Origin of the sequence: Micromonospora sp. BL4, from assembly GCF_003667505.1 — a bacterium.
Taxonomy (GTDB): Bacteria; Actinomycetota; Actinomycetes; order Mycobacteriales; family Micromonosporaceae; genus Micromonospora.
The window spans coordinates 1-17,950 of sequence record NZ_RCVJ01000154.1; the positions used below are offsets into that span (position 1 = coordinate 1).

Here is a 17,950-nt window from a genome sequence, read left to right on the forward strand (position 1 = left end):
GTCGGCGGCGGGGTGCCGCCCGAGCAGGCGCCCAGGTCACGCCAGAGCGACGGGGTCGAGGCGGGGTTCCAGCCGGCGCCGGGATGGGCGGTGTGGGTGACCAGAGCCTGGTAGAGCCGGCCGCCGTAGGTGACCTGCGTGCCCGCCTGGTAGGTCCTGCCCTCGGCCCAGGCCGGCGCGGTGCAGGCGACCATCAGGGTGGCGTCCGCCGAGGACACGGCGGCGGTGCTGCTGGGGACGAAGGCGACGGCGGTCGCGACGGTCATCGCCGCCCCGGCCACCACTGCGAAAATCCGACGGCTTCTCATGGCTCACTCCCCAGGCATCGACGACCCGCGACCTCCACATATTGACGTTCGTGAAGTTTAATATCAAGGGTTGTTAACAGATCCGAGGAAGACGGAGTGCGGCCGGCGTCGTAGCGACCGGGCCGGCGGTGCCGCGCGCGTCTGTTTCGGCACGGAACCCCGCCGTGGACGGCTGTCGGCCGCGCACATGATGAAGGCCCCTGACCGGTTGAACCCTGGTCAGAGGCCTTGCGTGCTGAGCTTTGGTGCCCCCGGCAGGATTCGAACCTGCGCCCCCGCCTCCGGAGGGCGGTGCTCTATCCCCTGAGCTACGGGGGCTCAGCGACTGGAGAAGACTAGCAAACCTCCTCCGCGAACGCCGAATCGGTATCCGGCGCCCGGATCGTGTCGCCAACGGCCCGACCGCCCTGGTCGCCGGGGGCCGTGATGGTCCGCGCGGCCCTGTTGTTCTTGACGGCCTGTTGATCCTTGCCGGCCTGTTGATTCGGGCGGTCCTGTTGGTCCGAGCGGGCTTGGTCCTGGCGGCCCTGATGGTTCGGGCGGCCTTGTTGGTCCGGGCGGCCTTGTTGGTTCGGGCGGTCCTGTTGGTCCGAGCGGGCTTGGTCCTGGCGGCCCTGATGGTTCGGGCGGCCCTGATGGTTCGGACGGCCTTGTTGGTCCGGGCGGTTCCTGCGATCCGGGCGGCGAATGGTCAGGCTGCGACCACCCCGGAAGCGGTCAGGCCGCGACCGCCCGGCCGCAACTGGGCAGCGGGTGCAGCACGATCCGCCGGGGGAGCCGACGCGGCCACTCGTTGCGCGGCCATGAGCCGTCCACGATCAGGTGAACCGTGCGCTGTTCCTCGCCGCTCAGTCGCAGCACGAAGTCGCGAGGGAGCGGCGGGTCGACCGTCGGCGTGGTGATCATGAAGCGCACCCGGCCGCGGGACGAGACGGCGGAGATCACGTCGGCCGCCGGCATGGTCCCGCGCAGCCGTACCCGGCCGATCCAGTAGACCTCGGCGAGGTGCTCCTGGGCAGCCCGGGTGATCGCCGGGTACTCGCTGCGTACCCAACGTTCGACCGCGCTGACGCAGAGCCCGCAGGCGCGCTCGCGCGGTTCCCGCGGACCCAACCCCCAGGCCCGCAGGTACGCGCCGACCGCGCCCGCGTCCAGCGGCAGGTCGAACCTGCGCTGGATGAGCGTGGTGAGGCTCTGCCGCGTCCACAGCTCCTCGTCCAGGCCGAACTCGTCGGGGTGGACGCCCCGCAGCACGTCGATCAGTTCGAGTTCCTGTTCGCGGCTGAGCATTCCCGGCTCGCCCTGCCGCTGTCCGCGACGGACGGCTGCCACCGCCCCGTCACCGCCGATGGTGTGGCGTCGGCACCAGCTGGTGACCGAACGCCGTGCGTCTCTGAGTGCAACCCCCACGTCCTGCGCAACGAGCCCGAATCGCAACTGGTCACGATATGTGTGGAGAAAACTCTCTAAGCAACGTAATCGGTTGCACCGCTCAAATCGACCAGACCGCGCAGCAAGGAACAAAGCGCCCAAAAGTCAACGTCCAGAGCCCAAGTGGATCAAGCCCCGCCCGCTGAATCGGCCTTGATCCACTCCAGGTCGGCGATATCGGGGCATCCGCTCGTGGGGACACCCCGACATCGGCGATCTGGAGTGGATCAAGGTGCACGGGTCGTTGTCACCCCCGCCCACGCCCGCCGCTCGCAGCCCGCGCCCTGCCAGCCGGCCCGCGCCCTGCCAACCGGCCCCGCCTGCCTTCCGCGCCCCGTGCCGCTCACCGCTCGCCGTCCGTGGCCCCGCGCCGTCGCGCTCGCCATCCGCGCCGCTCGCTCTCCGCGTCGGCGCGCTCGCCCTCCACGTCCACGCCGCTCGCTGTTCGCCGACCACGTCCAGGCCGCTCGCCGTCGGCGTCCGGGCCCGCTCGCCGTCCATGTCCGCGCCGCTCGCTGTTCGCTGACCATGTCCGCGCCGCTCGCTGTTCGCCGACCACGTCCAAGCCGCTCGCCGCTCGCCGTCTGCGCCGCTCGCCGTCCGGGCCGCTTGGCCGGCGCGCCGACAGAAACGGGCCCGCGCCCCGCCGCTGTGCGGCAGAACGCGGGCCCGTCCGGTCGCTCAGCCCTTGGCGGCCTGTGCCTGGAGCTGCCGGAGGTTGTTCAGCTCGGTCTGCTGGGTGGCCTTCATCGTCTGCGCCACCCGCACGACCTCGGCGTTGTCGGTCTCGGCGAGCGCAGCGTCGATCATGTGGATGCCACCCAGGTGGTGGTTGTACATCAGGGCCAGGAACTGCCGGTCGACCTCGATGCCCTTGGCGTCGCGCAGCGCGGCCATCTCCTGCGGGGTGGCCATGCCGGGCATCAGCCCGTTCTTGACGCCGGCCCCGTCGGACATCCACGACATCGGGGGCTCGGACCCGGTCGGGCTCAGCTCCCACTCCCGCAGCCAGGTCTGCATGGCGCCGATCTCGCCCTGCTGCTCGGTGGCGATGTCCACGGCGATCTGGCGTACCTCGGGCAGCGTCGCCGACCGGTAGGCGGTCAGGCTCATTTCCACCGCCTGGGTGTGGTGCGTGGTCATGTCCCGCGCGAAGCCCGCCTCGACCGAGGTGTCACCGGGCCGGGTGAGCCCCGGGGTGAGCAGGCCGCCGGCGTACCCGAGCAGCAGGCCCACCACCAGCATGGCGGCGAGCGCCAGCAGGCCGTAGCGCCGCGTCGGGGCCCGGTCGCCGTGATCCGGAGCGACCGGAGCCTCGTCGTGCGCGCTGTCGGTGGTGGCGGGAGCGGTCATTGCGGTCCTTACTGGGTCGGCGGCTGCTGCTGAAGCTCACGCGGCGTGGTGCCGGTGGCGGTCACACCCTGGTTGCACAGCGCGGTCGGGCCTTCGACGGAGGCGTTCACCCGCAGGTCCTTGATGAACTCGTCGATCCGCGAGTCGTCGGCGTTGTCGAGCTTGAGCTGGTAGCCCCACGCCTGCAGCGAGATCGGCTTGTCCAGGCCCTCGTACGGGCTCATCATCGTCTTCTCGACGCCCCGCACCTTGCCGGCGAGCTTGTCGACCTGGTCCTTCGGCAGGTCCGGGCGGTAGGTGATCCACACCGCGCCGTGCTCCAGGCTGTGCACCGCGTGCTCGTTGGCGATCGGGGCGTCGTACACCTCGCCCATGCAGTTCTGCCAGGCGGCGTTGTGCACCCCACCCACCGGCGGCGTGAACTTCCAGGTCAGCGGACCGGACTTGTGCGACTCGTACTTCAGGCTTTCCGGGTCCGACTTGCGGATGTTGACGATGCCGTCGATGGCGTTGGCCCGCTTGTCCCACGGCTTGGAGCCCTGGAACGACGCCCAGGCGCCGTAGCCGATGATGCCGGCCGCCAGCACACCCACGGCGACGAAGAGCGCGATCGGGCCCCAGGCCCGGCCCTGGCTCACCTTGACCGGGGCGATCGGCTTGCGGGGACCCTTGCCACCTGCCCGGGGGGAACCCGCCGGCTTGCCTGTCGGCTTGCCGGAACCAGCCTTGGCGCCGGACGCCGGCCGGCCTGCGGCCGGCTTCTTGCCGGTGCTGACCACGGTCGGGCGGCGCTCAGGGCCACCCGGGGTGCTGATGCTCATCGTGCCTCGTCAGGTCGGTTGGTCAGGGGAGGTGGCGGGCCGGATGACGCGCAGGGTCGCCGCCGAGTGCCCGAGTCTACCCCCGATAACATGGTTCGGTGACTCCTGCAGAACTAGCCTCGGTCGTCCTCACCGCTGCCCACGCCGTCTTCGCCGAGCGTGGCCTGGATCACGCCGCGCTGCCGGAGCGTACGGCGGTGGAGCGACCCCGCAACCCCGAGCACGGCGACTACGCCTCGACGCTCGCCCTGCAGTTGAGCAAGAAGGTGGGCGTACCGCCGCGTGAGCTGGCCGCAGCGCTGGCCGATGAGCTGGGTCGGGCGCCGGGGGTCAAGTCGGTGGAGATCGCCGGGCCGGGCTTTCTGAACATCCGGCTCGACGCGGCCGCCGCCGGTCAGCTCGCCCGGGTGATCGTCGAGGCGGGCGCGGAGTACGGCCGCAGCGACCGGCTCGCCGGTGAGAAGATCAATCTGGAGTTCGTCTCGGCCAACCCGACCGGCCCGGTGCACATCGGTGGGGTCCGCTGGGCGGCCGTCGGTGACGCGCTCAGCCGGCTGCTGCGGGCCACCGGCGCCGAGGTGGGCACGGAGTACTACTTCAACGACGCCGGGTCGCAGATCGACCGGTACGCCCGCTCGCTGCTCGCCGCCGCCAAGGGCCAGCCCACGCCGGAGGACGGCTACGGCGGGGCGTACATCGGGGAGATCGCCGCCGAGGTGCAGGCCCGCCGGCCGGAGGTGCTGACCCTGGACGACGTCGCCGCCCAGGAGGTGTTCCGGGTCGAGGGCGTCGCGCTGATGTTCGACGAGATCCGCTCCTCGTTGCGCGACTTCGGGGTGGAGTTCGACACCTACTTCAACGAGAAGGACCTGCACGACCGGGGTGAGCTGGACCTCGCCCTGGCCCGGCTGCGCGAGCAGGGCCAGGTCTACGAGGCCGAGGGCGCCACCTGGCTGCGCACCACCGACTTCGGCGACGACAAGGACCGGGTGCTGCGCAAGTCCGACGGCGAGTGGACCTACTTCGCCGCGGACTGCGCCTACTACCTGGACAAGCGGGAGCGCGGCTTCGAGCGGGTCGTGATCATGCTGGGCGCCGACCACCACGGCTACATCGGCCGGATGAAGGCGATGGTCGCCTGCTTCGGCGACGACCCGGAGCGCAACCTGGAGATCCTCATCGGGCAGCTGGTCAGCCTGCTGCGCGACGGCGCCCCGATGCGGATGAGCAAGCGGGCCGGCACCGTGATCACCCTGGAGGATCTGGTCGACGCGATCGGCGTGGACGCCTCCCGGTACGCGCTGGCCCGCTACTCCAGCGACTCGCCGATCGACATCGACATCGAGCTGTGGACCCGGGCGACCCGCGACAACCCGGTCTACTACGTGCAGTACGTGGCCGCCCGGACGGCGGGTGTGGCCCGCAACGCGGCCGAGGTGGGGCTGGTCCCGGGCGACGCCGACGACTTCCGCCCCGAGCTGCTCGGGCACGAGAAGGAGAATGAGCTGCTCAAGGCGCTCGCCGAGTTCCCGGCGGTGGTGGCCACCGCCGCCGAGCTGCGGGAGCCGCACCGGGTGGCCCGCTACCTGGAGGAGAGCGTCGCCGCCTCCTTCCACCGGTTCTACGACAACTGTCGGGTGCTGCCGTTGGGCGACGAGGAGGTCACCGACCTGCACCGGGCACGGCTCTGGCTCAACAACGCCACCCGCACGGTGATCGCCAACGGCCTGCACCTGCTCGGCGTCTCCGCTCCCGAGAGGATGTAGTACCTGATGCGTGCTCACGAGGCTGGTGCGCTGCACGGCGACATCGGCAACCGGGGGCCGGCCTGGCTGCGTACCCCCGACGACGTCAACGCCCTGATGCCGGCGCTGTGGCCGCGGACGGTGACGCGCGGCGCCGACGGCGCGGTCGCCGTCGCGGGCCTGAGCGTCCGCGACATCGCGGCCGAGTTCGGCACCCCGGTGTACGTGCTCGACGAGGACGACCTGCGCTCACGCTGCCGGGACTTCCGGGCCGCCTTCCCGACCGAGGACGTCTACTACGCGGGCAAGGCGTTCCTGTGCCGGGCGGTGGTCCGGATGATCGCCGAGGAGGGGCTGCACCTCGACGTCTGCACCGGTGGTGAGCTGGCCACCGCCCTCGCGGCCGGGATGCCGCCGGAGCGGATCGGCTTCCACGGCAACAACAAGTCGGTGGTCGAGCTGGCCCGGGCGCTGGACGCCGGTGTCGGGCGGATCATCCTCGACTCGTTCACCGAGATCGACCGGCTCACCGCGCTGGCCCGCGAGCGGGGCGTCCGCCCCCGGGTGCTGGTCCGGGTCACGGTCGGGGTCGAGGCGCACACCCACGAGTTCATCGCCACCGCCCACGAGGACCAGAAGTTCGGGTTCTCGCTGGCCGGCGGGGCGGCCGCGGCGGCCGCGTTCAAGGTGCTCGACGAGGACGTGCTGGAGCTGCGTGGCCTGCACTCGCACATCGGCTCGCAGATCTTCGACGCCAGCGGTTTCGAGGTCTCCGCCCGCCGGGTGCTCGCCCTCCAGGCGCAGATCCGCGACGCACGCGGGGTGGAGCTGCCCGAGCTGGACCTGGGCGGCGGCTTCGGCATCGCGTACACCACCCAGGACGACCCGGCCGCTCCGCAGGACCTGGCCAAGCGGCTCCGCAAGATCGTCGACTCGGAGTGCGCCGCCGAGCGGCTGGCCGTGCCGCGGCTCTCCATCGAGCCGGGGCGGGCCATCGTCGGGCCGTCCGTGTTCACCCTCTACGAGGTCGGCACGGTGAAGGACCTCGACGGCATCCGGACGTACGTCAGCGTCGACGGCGGGATGAGCGACAACATCCGCACCGCGCTCTACGACGCCTCGTACTCGGCGACGTTGGCCTCCCGCGCCTCGACCGCGCAGCCGATGCTCGCCCGCGTGGTGGGAAAGCACTGTGAGTCCGGGGACATCGTGGTGAAGGATGAATTCCTGCCCGCCGACGTGCAGCCCGGAGATCTTGTCGCGGTGCCCGGCACGGGCGCCTACTGCCGCAGCATGGCCAGCAACTACAACCACGTGCCGCGGCCCCCGGTGGTCGCGGTGCGCGACGGCCAGGCGCGTCTGATCGTCCGGCGGGAAACCGAAGAGGACCTGCTCGCATTGGATGTTGGATGACGTCACCTGTGCGCTTGGCGCTGCTCGGCTGTGGCACGGTCGGCCAGGAGGTGGTCCGGCTGCTGCACGAGCAGGGCCCCGACCTGGCCGCCCGGATCGGCGCTCCGCTGGAGATCGCCGGCATCGCCGTCCGGCGACTCGGCCGCGATCGCGGTGACCTGCCGATCGACCCGACCCTGTTCACCACCGACGCGCTCGGCCTGATCAAGCGCGACGACGTGGATGTCGTGATCGAGGTGGTCGGCGGTATCGAGCCGGCCCGGAGCTGGCTGGTCGAAGCGCTGCGTGCCGGCAAGAGCGTCGTCACCGCCAACAAGGCGCTGCTCGCCGAGGACGGCGTGGCGCTGCACGAAGCGGCCGCCGAGGGCGGCGGCGACCTCTACTACGAGGCGTCCGTGGCCGGGGCCATCCCGCTGCTGCGCCCGCTGCGCGAGTCGCTGCACGGCGACCGGATCAACCGGGTCACCGGCATCGTCAACGGCACCACCAACTTCATCCTCTCCGCCATGGACGCCACCGGCGCCGGCTTCGCCGAGGCCCTCGACGAGGCCACCGAGCTGGGGTACGCGGAGGCCGACCCGACCGCCGACGTGGAGGGCTTCGACGCGGCGGCCAAGGCGGCGATCCTCGCCTCGCTGGCGTTCCACACCCGGGTCGGCGCCGCCGACGTGCACCGGGAGGGCATCACCGAGGTGACCGCCGCGGACGTGGCCAGCGCGCAGGCGATGGGCTGCACGATCAAGCTGCTCTGCATCGCGGCCCGCGGTGTCGACCCGGCCGGCCGGGAGACGGTCAGCGTCCGGGTGCACCCGGCGATGATCCCGCGCAGCCACCCGCTGGCCAGCGTCGGCGACGCGTTCAACGCGGTCTTCGTGGAGGCGGACGCGGCCGGGGAGCTGATGTTCTACGGCCGGGGCGCGGGTGGCGCGCCGACCGCCAGCGCGGTGCTCGGCGACGTGGTGGCGGTGTCCCGCAACCGGCTCGCCGGGGTGCGCGCGGCCAGCGAGAGCGCGTACGCCGACCTCGCGGTCCGGCCGATGGGCGAGGCGCTGACCCGCTACCACGTCAGCCTGGACGTGGCCGACCGTCCGGGTGTGCTGGCCGCGGTGGCGGGCGTCTTCGCCCGGCACGACGTGTCGATCGCGACCGTGCGGCAGGGTTCGGCCGGCGGTCCACCCGGCCGGGACGGCGACGCCGAACTGGTGATCGTCACCCACGTGGCGCCGGACGCCGCGCTCGCCGCGACCGTAAGTGAGCTGCGCGGCCTGGACATCGTCCGGTCGGTGACCAGCGTGCTGCGGGTCGAGGGCGGGGTGTGAGTCGTTGACTCCGGTGGTGGGGCGGCGCGCTCGTCCCGCCAGGTGGGTAACCCGGGGTCTTCCGCCGGTCGCTCCGGCAGGCTGGTCCAGGGTGGCCTGATCCGCAGGTCGGCGCGACGCTAGAGGCGAGGAGAACGACATGTGGCGGGGTCTGATCGAGGCGTACCGGGACCGGCTACCGGTCACCGCGGCCACGCCCGTCGTCACGCTGCACGAGGGGAACACTCCGCTGCTGCCCGCGCCGGTGCTCTCCGCCCGCCTCGGGTGCGACGTGCACCTCAAGGTGGAGGGGGCCAACCCGACCGGCTCGTTCAAGGACCGCGGAATGACCCTCGCGGTCTCCAAGGCGGTCGAGGCCGGCAACAAGGCCATCATCTGCGCCTCCACCGGCAACACCAGCGCCTCCGCCGCGGCGTACGCGGCACGGGCCGGGCTGACCTGCGCGGTGCTGGTGCCCCAGGGCAAGATCGCGCTGGGCAAGCTGGCCCAGGCGCTGGTGCACGGCGCGAAGCTGCTCCAGGTGAGCGGCAACTTCGACGACTGCCTGGCGACGGCCGCCAAGCTCGCTCAGGACTATCCGGTCGCGCTGGTCAACTCGGTCAACATCGACCGGCTGCACGGGCAGAAGACCGCCGCCTTCGAGATCGTCGAGGCGCTCGGTGACGCGCCCGACATCCACTGCCTGCCGGTCGGCAACGCCGGCAACATCTCCGCCTACTGGATGGGGTACGCGGAGGAGAACGCCGCCGGCGCCACGACCCGGACGCCGAAGATGTACGGCTTCCAGGCCGCCGGTGCGGCGCCGATCGTCACCGGCCAGGTGGTGCCGGAGCCGTCGACCATCGCCACCGCGATCCGGATCGGCAACCCGGCGAGCTGGACCAGGGCGCTGGACGCCCGGGACGCCTCGGGCGGTCTGATCGCGGCGGTGACCGACCGGGAGATCCTGTCCGCGTACCGGCTGCTCGCCCGCGAGGTGGGCGTCTTCGTCGAGCTGGGCAGCGCGGCCAGCGTGGCCGGTCTGCTCCAGCAGGCCGCGGCGGGCGCGATCCCGGCCGGGTCGACGGTGGTCTGCACGGTGACCGGCCACGGCTTGAAGGACCCGGAATGGGCGATCTCCACCGCGCCCGCCCCGGTGACCATCCCGAACGACCCGCTGGCCGCGGCCCGCGCCCTCGATCTGGCCTGAGCGGCCACCGCGCCGGCCGGTCGTGGCCCGCGGGGTGGCGATCCGGGGGTGAATCGCGTCCGCTGTCGGTACGGCAGGGGTCCGGCGGGGGTCGGGGTGATCGAGTCAGGCACACTTTCGGGTATCCCCACCCGCAATCTCTTTCAGGAGTGAGCCAGGCCGATGTCGCTGCTCGCCAGATTCAGCCTCGCCAACCGAGGGCTTGTCGCCCTCATCGCGGTGGTGATCACGGCGTTCGGAGCGTTCGCCGTGCCATCACTGAAGCAGCAACTGCTGCCGTCGCTCGAATTCCCGGCCGCGTTCATCGTGGCCCCCTACCCCGGTGCCGGACCCGAGATCGTCGAGTCGCAGGTGACCGAGCCGATCGAGAACGCCCTCCAGGGCATCCCCGGTCTGGACCAGATCACCTCCACCTCCCGCGAGGGGGCGGCCACCGTCCAGGTGCAGTACGAGTTCGGCAGTGACCTGGACGACATGGTCAACAAGATGCAGACCGCGCTGAGTCGTATCGACTCGCAGCTGCCGGAGGACGTCGACCCGCAGGTCATCGCGGGCAGCACCGACGACCTGCCGGCGGTGGTGCTGGCTGCGGCCGGCGGGGGGGACCAGCGGGCGCTCGCCGAGAAGCTGCGCGACACGGTGGTGCCGGAGCTGGAGGCCATCGAGGGAGTCCGCACGGTCGAGGTGAGCGGGACCCGCGACGACATCGTGGTGGTCACCCCGGACCTGGCCAAGCTGGCCGCGGCGAAGCTCCAGCCCACGGCGATCGGCGCCGCGCTGAAGACCAACGGCGTGACGATCCCGGCTGGCGCGGTGAACGACGGCAGCCAGGCCCTCCCGGTGCAGGTCGGCACGCCGGTCGCCACCCTGGACGACCTGCGCGGCATCGTGGTCGCCCCCGGGGCTGCCCCGGTCCGTCTCGGTGACGTGGCGGCCGTCGAGCAGACGCAGGCCCCGGCCACCGCGATCACCCGGACCAACGGCCAGGACAGCCTCGGCATCGCGGTCACCGCGGCGCCGGACGGCAACGCCGTGGAGATCTCGCACGAGATCCGGGACAAGCTGGCCGACCTGAAGGACGCCTCCGGCGCCGAGCTGACCGTGGTCTTCGACCAGGCGCCGTTCGTCGAGAAGTCGATCGAGTCGTTGACCACCGAGGGTCTGCTGGGCCTGGTGATGGCGGTCATCGTCATCCTGGTCTTCCTGCTGTCGGTGCGCTCGACCGTGGTCACCGCGGTCTCCATCCCGCTCTCCGTGCTGGTGGCGCTGATCGCCCTGTGGATCGGCGACTACTCGCTCAACCTGCTCACCCTCGGCGCGCTGACCATCGCGGTGGGCCGGGTGGTGGACGACTCGATCGTGGTGTTGGAGAACATCAAACGACACCTGGAGTACGGCGAGGAGAAGCAGCGCGCGATCATCACCGGCGTCCGCGAGGTGGCCGGCGCGGTGACCGCGTCCACCCTCACCACGGTCGCGGTGTTCGCACCGATCGCGCTGGTCGGCGGGTTCGTCGGGCAGCTCTTCGCGCCGTTCGCGATCACCGTGACGGTGGCCCTGCTCGCCTCGCTGCTGGTGTCGCTGACCGTGATCCCGGTGCTGGCGTACTGGTTCCTCAAGCCGCGCGGCGGCACCGTGGACGACGAGGCGGTGCGTCGCGGCGCCGAGGAGAAGGAGCTGCGCAGCCCGTTGCAGCGGGCGTACCTGCCGGTGATCGGGTTCGCCACCCGCAAGCGGTCCACCCGCTGGATCACCGTCGGTCTCGGCCTGCTGGTGCTCTTCGGCACCTTCGGGCTGGCCCAGAAGCTGGAGACCAACTTCCTGGACGACTCCGGTCAGGACACGCTCAGCTTCCAGCAGGAGTTGCCGGCGGGTAGTGGCCTGGCCGCCACCGACGCGGCGGCCAAGCAGGTCGAGACGGTGCTCGGACGTACCGACGGGGTCGAGACCTACCAGGTGACCGCCGGCGGCGGGGACAACCCGTTCGGGGGCGGCGGCAACAACATCGCGAGCTGGTCGGTGGCGCTCGACGGGGACACCGACGCGAAGCAGATGCGCGAGGTGCTGCGCAAGGAGTTCGACACCCTCGGCGGCGGGCTGGGTGAGATCAGCTTCGGTGGTGGACAGGAAGCCTCGACCAGCCAGCTGGAGGTGATCGTCCAGGCCAGCGACCCGGAGGTGCTGACCCGGGCCGCCGAGGCGGCCCGGACGGCGATGGCCGAGGTGCCGGACGTCGAGGACGTCACCACCAGCCTCGCCGCGGAGGTGCCGCGGGTCGACGTGACCGTCGACCGGGTCGCCGCCGGCCGCGCCGGGCTCACCGAGGCCGCGGTGGGTCAGGTCGTGTCGCAGGCGTTCCGTGGGGCGCCGCTGGGTCGGGTCACGCTCGACGGCCAGCAGCAGAACGTGGTGCTGCGGCTGGGCGCACAGCCGCCGGTGTCGGTGGAGCAGTTGAACGCCCTGCCGATCGGTCCGGTCAAGCTGGGCGACATCGCGAAGGTCAGCCGGGTCGAGGGGCCGCAGCAGATCAGCCGGATCGACGGTGAGCGCAGCGTCTCGGTCACCGGCACGGCGACCGGCTCGAACCTGGGCGCGACCAGCCAGGCGTTGCAGGAGAAGCTGGACGGCATCGACGTGCCGGGTGCGACCTTCACCATCGGTGGGGTCAGCGCGGACCAGGCGGACGCCTTCGGCGACCTGGGCCTGGCGGTGCTGGCCGCGATCGCGATCGTGTTCCTGATCATGGTGGCCACGTTCCGCAGCCTCACCCAGTCGCTGATCCTGCTGATCTCCATCCCGTTCGCGGCGACCGGGGCGATCGGCCTGCTGCTGATCACCGGGACGCCGCTGGGCGTGCCGGCGTTGATCGGCGTGCTGATGCTGGTCGGCATCGTGGTGACCAACGCGATCGTGCTGCTCGACCTGATCAACCAGTACCGGGCCCAGGGCATGGGGGTCCGGGACGCGGTGGTCGAGGGCGGCCGGCGCCGGCTGCGCCCGATCCTCATGACGGCGGTCGCGACCATCTTCGCGCTGCTGCCGATGGCGCTCGGGTTGACCGGTGAGGGCGGCTTCATCTCGCAGCCGCTGGCCGTCGTGGTGATCGGTGGCCTGCTCAGCTCCACGCTGCTGACGCTGATCCTGGTGCCGACGCTGTACACGATGGTGGAACACACCAAGGAGTCGCTGCGGGAGCGGCGCCGCCGGCGGCGGTCCGGCGACCCGGCGGTGGCCGGGCCGACCGAGGCGGAGACCGCCGAGCCGGCCAGCCCGAACAAGGTGGCGGTGCCGTCCGGTGCGCCGGCGGCGACGCACGCCGAGGGTTCGCAGTCGGCGGCGGGGCGACCCGCACCGTCGGGCGCGCTGGTGGAGGGTACGGACCAGTTCGAGGTGCTACGGCTGCCACGCAGCCGCACTTCGCCGCTGCCCCCCGCGGAGCCGACCGAGTAGTCGGACCAGCACCTCGGAACGCCCCCGGCGGGTTCACCTGCCGGGGGCGTTCCGGCTTTCTGCGCGCCGGCCGCTGCCGACCGCAACGGGGGGCCTCTGTCGTTGCTGCTCGCGATCGGTATCGAGCGGTGTCGACCGGGTAGCGTCGCGCTACGTGGCGTCCACCCTCTCCGTCCTGACCGGCAACCGGAGCTTTCGTAACCTCTTCCTCGCTGAGCTGGTCGTCTTCGGCGCCGACTGGTTCGTCATGGTGCCGCTGCTGGTGCTGCTGCCCCAGTTGACCGGCAGCGGGGTCTGGGGTGCGCTGGTGCTGGCCGTCGACACCGGCATCGTGGCGCTGCTGCTGCCGTACACCGGCACCGTGGCCGACCGGTTCGACCGGCGCAAGGTCATGGTCGCGGCGAACGTGGCGGCGCTGGCGGGCGTGCTGCTGCTGCTCGGCGTCCGGGGCGCCGGGACGGCCTGGCTGGCGCTGGTGGCGATCGGAGTGGTCGCGGTCGCCAAGGCGTTCTACTCGCCGGCCGCGCAGGCCGCGCTGCCCAACGTGCTGGAGCCGCACGAACTGGCCGCCGGTAACGCCGTGGCCGGCTCGGCCTGGGGCACCATGACGGTGGTCGGCGCCTCGCTCGGTGGCGTGCTCAGCTCGGCCGTCGGCCCGTACGCCTGCTTCTGGGTGGCGGCCGTCGGCCTGGCGCTGGCCGCGGGCCTCGCCGGGCGGATCCGCCGGCCCTTGCAGGCGCCCCGGGACGTCGACCGCCCGGCCCAACGGACCTGGCCGGCGGTCCGCGAGGCGCTCGTCTACATCGGGCACCGTCCGCGGGTCCTGGCGCTGGTCACGGTGAAGTCGGCCGTCGGCCTGGGTAACGGCGTGCTGACGGTGTTTCCGCTGCTCGCCGGCGTGTACGGGGTCGGCTCGCTGGGTGCCGGCCTGCTCTTCGCGGTACGCGGGGCGGGCGCCCTGGTGGGACCCATCCTGATGCGTCGGGTGCTGACCAACCGGTCCTGGCTGCTGCCGGGGCTCGCGCTGTCCATGTCGCTCTACGGCCTGTCCTACCTGGGCGCGTCGGTGGTCCGCTGGTTTCCGTTGGTGCTGCTGCTGGTCTTCGTGGCGCACTTCGCCGGCGGCAGCAACTGGGTGATGTCGAACTTCGCCCTGCAGGGCGAGGTGCCGGACCGGTTGCGTGGTCGCGTCTTCGCCACCGACATGATGCTCGCGACGCTGGCCATCTCGGTGAGCCAGCTGGCGGTGGCCCTGGTGGTGGACGTGGTGGACGAGCGGGTGGTGCTGGCCGGGTGCGGGCTGGTCACCCTCGTGTACGCGGTCGGCTGGCGGATCGCCACCCGCCGTCTCTCGCTCACCGATCCGGCCGCCGAACCGGTTCCGGACCCGGCCGGCTGAGTTCGTCCGGTCCCACGCTGCGGGCGTCGGACCGGATCGTCGGTGCCGACCCCTAGCATGAGCCCGTGCCGATGAACTTCAGCGCCGGGCCGGTCCGGGTCCGGGTCCCCGCGACCAGCGCCAACCTGGGCCCGGGCTTCGACGCGCTGGGTCTCGCCCTGGGGCTCTACGACGACCTGGCAGCCGAGGTCGCGCCGGCTGGGGTCCGGGTGACCGTGAGCGGGCAGGGTGCCGGTGAGCTGCCCGACGACGATCGGCACCTGGTGGTGCGCGCCATGCGGGCCACCTTCGACGTGCTCGGTGCGCAGCCCTCCGGGCTGATCGTGGAGTGCGTCAACCGAATCCCGCAGGCGCGCGGGTTGGGCTCCTCGTCCGCCGCGATCGTCGCCGGGGTGCTGCTGGCCCGCGCCCTGTCCGCCGACGGGGAGCGCCGGATGGACAAGCCGGCCGTGCTCCGGCTGGCCGCCGAGATCGAGGGCCACCCCGACAACGTCGCGCCGTGCCTGCTCGGTGGCTTCACACTCGCCTGGTCCGAGCCGACCGGCGCTCGCGCGGTGTCCCTGGCGGTCGCCGACGAGGTGCGGCCGACGGTCTTCGTGCCGGCGGAGCGGGGGTTGACCGCGACCGCGCGGGCGGCGTTACCGGCCACCGTGCCGCACGGCGACGCCGCGTTGACCGCCGGCCGTGCGGCGCTGCTGGTGCACGCGCTGACCGCGGACCCGTCGCTGCTGGTGCCCGCCACCGTCGACCGCCTCCATCAGGACTATCGCGCGCCGGGGATGCCGGGCACATCAGCCCTGGTCAACGCGTTGCGAGCGGCTGGTGTGGCGGCTGTGGTCAGTGGGGCGGGGCCGACCGTGCTGGCGCTCAGCGAGCCCCCGCCGAGCTTCCCGGTGGGAACAGACTGGCAGATCTGGCAGTTACCGATAGACGTCAGCGGTGCGCGGGTTGCCCGGGGTAGACTTGGACACGCCGAGCGGGACCCTGTTGCCGCAGGTCGGAAGAGTTGATTACGCTCTAGACCTAGCACAGCCGCGAAGCACGCGATCTCCTGCGGGGCGGCGCACCCCCGAAGCTCTCGGCGGTAAGCCCGTCACCCCTGCCAAGGCCCACGCCGCGCCGCAGTTTCCACAGGTCGCCGCAGACGGCGAGACCTGCTCACCGACGTTTGGTGAGTCGGGAAACCACCGGCTGCTGTGTCACAGACTCCCGCGACGCGTCCTTGCGAGGCGGGTGCACCGAGGCCGCCCGGCCACCTGAGTCCGACTCCGGGCAGTCCCGGCCTTATCGAGGGAAGGAATCCATTGAGCGACACCACCGACGTGACGTCGGATGTTTCCAACGTCGCTGGCGATGCCACCACCGCCGCTCCCGCCCGTCGTCGGCGCAGCGGCACCGGTCTGTCGGCGATGCTGCTGCCAGAGCTGCAGAGCCTGGCTGCGTCGCTCGGCATCTCCGGCACGGCTCGCATGCGTAAGGGCGAGCTGATCGCCGCGATCTCCGAGCGGCAGGGCGGCAACGCCGCCGGTACCCCTCGACCGCGGGCCGAGGTCGCGGCCGCGGCCGCTCCGACGCGCGAGGAGGTGCGGGAGACCGTGGACCGTCCGGCGACGGAGGGACGCACTGACCAGGCGCCGGCCGAGCCGGCCGCCGAGACCGAGGGCCGGGGTCGTACCCGGCGCAGCCGGACCGCCACGGCGGAGGCGCGCGCCACTGAGGCGCGTACCGACGAGGCGGAGGCCGGCGAGCGGACCGACCGGAGCGAGAACCGCCGGGACCGGGCCGAGCGTCCGGAGCGCACCGAGCGTGCCGACCGGGGCGAGCGGGCCGAGCGCACCGAGCGTGCGGATCGGGCCGAGCGCACCGAGCGTGCGGATCGGGCCGAGCGCACTGACCGCACCGAGCGTGCCGATCGGGGCGAGCGTGCCGACCGGGGCGAGCGTGCCGAGCGCACCGACCGGGGCGAGCGTCCCGAGCGCACCGAGCGTGCGGAGCGGGGCGAGCGTGCCGAGCGGGGTGACCGTGTCGAGCGGGGCGAGCGCAACGACCGTGGCGAGCGTGCCGAGCGGGGCGAGCGCAACGATCGGTCGGAGCGTTCCGACCGTGGCGAGCGGGCCGAGCGCAACGAGCGTGGTGACCGCAACGACCGGGGCGACCGCAACGACCGCAACGACCGTGGCCAGCGCGCCGAGCGGGACAACGACGACGATGACGGCGAGGGCGGCGGTCGGCGTGGCCGGCGCAGCCGCTTCCGGGACCGCCGGCGCGGCCGCGGCGAGCGCTCCGAGACCGGTGGCGACGCCGGTGGGCGCGAGCCGCAGGTCGGCGAGGACGACGTGCTCGTCCCGGTGGCCGGCATCATCGACGTGCTCGACAACTACGCCTTCGTGCGGACGACCGGCTACCTGGCCGGCCCGAACGACGTGTACGTCTCGATGTCCCAGATCAAGAAGTACGGCCTGCGCCGCGGTGACGCGATCACCGGTGCGGTGCGTGCGGCCCGTGAGGGCGGCAACAGCGGCGATCAGCGGCGGGACAAGTACAACCCGCTGATGCGGCTGGACACGATCAACGGCATGGAGCCGGAGGAGGCGCGGCGGCGGCCGGAGTTCTACAAGCTCACGCCGCTCTACCCGCAGGAGCGCCTGCGGCTGGAGACCGAGCCGCACATCCTGACGACCCGGGTCATCGACCTGGTCATGCCGATCGGCAAGGGCCAGCGCGCGCTCATCCAGTCGCCGCCGAAGGCCGGTAAGACGATGGTGCTCCAGGCGATCGCGAACGCGATCACCCGGAACAACCCGGAGTGCCACCTGATGGTGGTGCTGGTGGACGAGCGGCCTGAAGAGGTCACCGACATGCAGCGGTCGATCAAGGGCGAGGTCATCGCGGCCACGTTCGACCGTCCGCCGCAGGACCACACCACGGTGGCCGAGCTGGCGATCGAGCGGGCGAAGCGCCTGGTCGAGCTGGGGCACGACGTGGTCGTGCTGCTGGACTCGGTGACCCGGCTCGGTCGGTCGTACAACCTGGCGGCGCCGGCCAGCGGCCGGATCATGTCGGGTGGTATCGACTCCACCGCCCTCTACCCGCCGAAGCGCTTCCTCGGCGCGGCTCGCAACATCGAGAACGGCGGCTCGCTGACCATCATCGCCACCGCGCTGGTGGAGACCGGGTCCATGGCGGACACGGTCATCTTCGAGGAGTTCAAGGGCACCGGCAACGCGGAGCTGAAGCTGGACCGGAAGATCGCCGACAAGCGGACCTTCCCGGCCATCGACATCAACCCGTCCGGCACCCGTAAGGAAGAGGTCCTGCTCGCGCCCGAAGAGCTGGCCATCATCCACAAGCTCCGGAAGGTGCTGCACTCGCTGGACTCGCAGGCCGCGATGGATCTGCTGCTGGACCGCCTCAAGCAGTCCCGCACCAACATCGAGTTCCTGATGCAGATCGCGAAGTCGACGCCGGGGGAGTAACCACCCTCGGTTGACCAACGAAGGGGCACGGCCACCGCGGCCGTGC

The 17,950-nt window shown here is 71.9% G+C and carries 12 protein-coding genes and 1 tRNA gene; 8 read left to right on the forward strand and 5 right to left on the reverse strand.

Going from position 1 to position 17,950, the window contains the following annotated elements; all coding sequences use genetic code 11:
* The 5 genes from EAD89_RS20230 to EAD89_RS20250 form a co-directional block, all read right to left on the reverse strand.
* Positions 1-308, reverse strand: a 308-nt coding sequence (locus EAD89_RS20230; protein WP_368666374.1) for a carbohydrate-binding protein, incomplete at its 3' end; no start/stop codon positions are given.
* Positions 309-551: 243 nt separating this feature from the next.
* Positions 552-626, reverse strand: a tRNA-Arg gene (locus EAD89_RS20235).
* Between the two features lie 399 nt (positions 627-1,025).
* Positions 1,026-1,718, reverse strand: a complete 693-nt coding sequence (locus EAD89_RS20240; RefSeq protein WP_121654119.1) for a winged helix-turn-helix domain-containing protein — start codon at positions 1,716-1,718, stop codon at positions 1,026-1,028.
* Between the two features lie 702 nt (positions 1,719-2,420).
* Positions 2,421-3,092, reverse strand: coding sequence for a DUF305 domain-containing protein (locus EAD89_RS20245; protein WP_121676834.1), 672 nt, complete (start codon positions 3,090-3,092; stop codon positions 2,421-2,423).
* 8 nt (positions 3,093-3,100) lie between these two features.
* On the reverse strand, positions 3,101-3,913 hold the full coding sequence (locus EAD89_RS20250) for a DUF3105 domain-containing protein (protein WP_121676835.1): 813 nt from the start codon (positions 3,911-3,913) through the stop codon (positions 3,101-3,103).
* 98 nt (positions 3,914-4,011) lie between these two features.
* Here EAD89_RS20250 and argS point away from each other — a divergent pair, with 98 nt between their 5' ends.
* From argS to rho, 8 genes are all read left to right on the forward strand, one after another.
* A complete protein-coding gene (gene argS, locus EAD89_RS20255; RefSeq protein WP_121676836.1) occupies positions 4,012-5,679 on the forward strand; it encodes an arginine--tRNA ligase in 1,668 nt (555 codons plus the stop codon).
* A gap of 6 nt (positions 5,680-5,685) precedes the next feature.
* On the forward strand, positions 5,686-7,071 hold the full coding sequence (lysA, locus tag EAD89_RS20260; protein ID WP_121654115.1) for a diaminopimelate decarboxylase: 1,386 nt from the start codon (positions 5,686-5,688) through the stop codon (positions 7,069-7,071).
* Positions 7,072-7,079: 8 nt separating this feature from the next.
* Positions 7,080-8,390 carry a homoserine dehydrogenase gene (locus EAD89_RS20265; RefSeq protein WP_199733570.1) on the forward strand — a complete coding sequence of 437 codons (1,311 nt, stop codon included), beginning with the start codon at positions 7,080-7,082 and terminating at the stop codon, positions 8,388-8,390.
* A 139-nt stretch (positions 8,391-8,529) separates the two neighbouring features.
* Positions 8,530-9,579: a threonine synthase gene (gene thrC, locus EAD89_RS20270; protein WP_121676838.1), complete on the forward strand. Its 1,050-nt coding sequence runs from the start codon at positions 8,530-8,532 to the stop codon at positions 9,577-9,579.
* A gap of 162 nt (positions 9,580-9,741) precedes the next feature.
* On the forward strand, positions 9,742-13,029 hold the full coding sequence (locus EAD89_RS20275; RefSeq protein WP_121676839.1) for an efflux RND transporter permease subunit: 3,288 nt from the start codon (positions 9,742-9,744) through the stop codon (positions 13,027-13,029).
* Positions 13,030-13,183: 154 nt separating this feature from the next.
* A complete protein-coding gene (locus EAD89_RS20280) occupies positions 13,184-14,428 on the forward strand; it encodes an MFS transporter (protein ID WP_121676840.1) in 1,245 nt (414 codons plus the stop codon).
* A gap of 71 nt (positions 14,429-14,499) precedes the next feature.
* Positions 14,500-15,438, forward strand: coding sequence for a homoserine kinase (gene thrB / locus EAD89_RS20285; protein WP_121676841.1), 939 nt, complete (start codon positions 14,500-14,502; stop codon positions 15,436-15,438).
* 294 nt (positions 15,439-15,732) lie between these two features.
* Positions 15,733-17,904 carry a transcription termination factor Rho gene (gene rho / locus EAD89_RS20290; RefSeq protein WP_121676842.1) on the forward strand — a complete coding sequence of 724 codons (2,172 nt, stop codon included), beginning with the start codon at positions 15,733-15,735 and terminating at the stop codon, positions 17,902-17,904.
* The last annotated feature ends 46 nt before the right edge of the window (positions 17,905-17,950 follow it).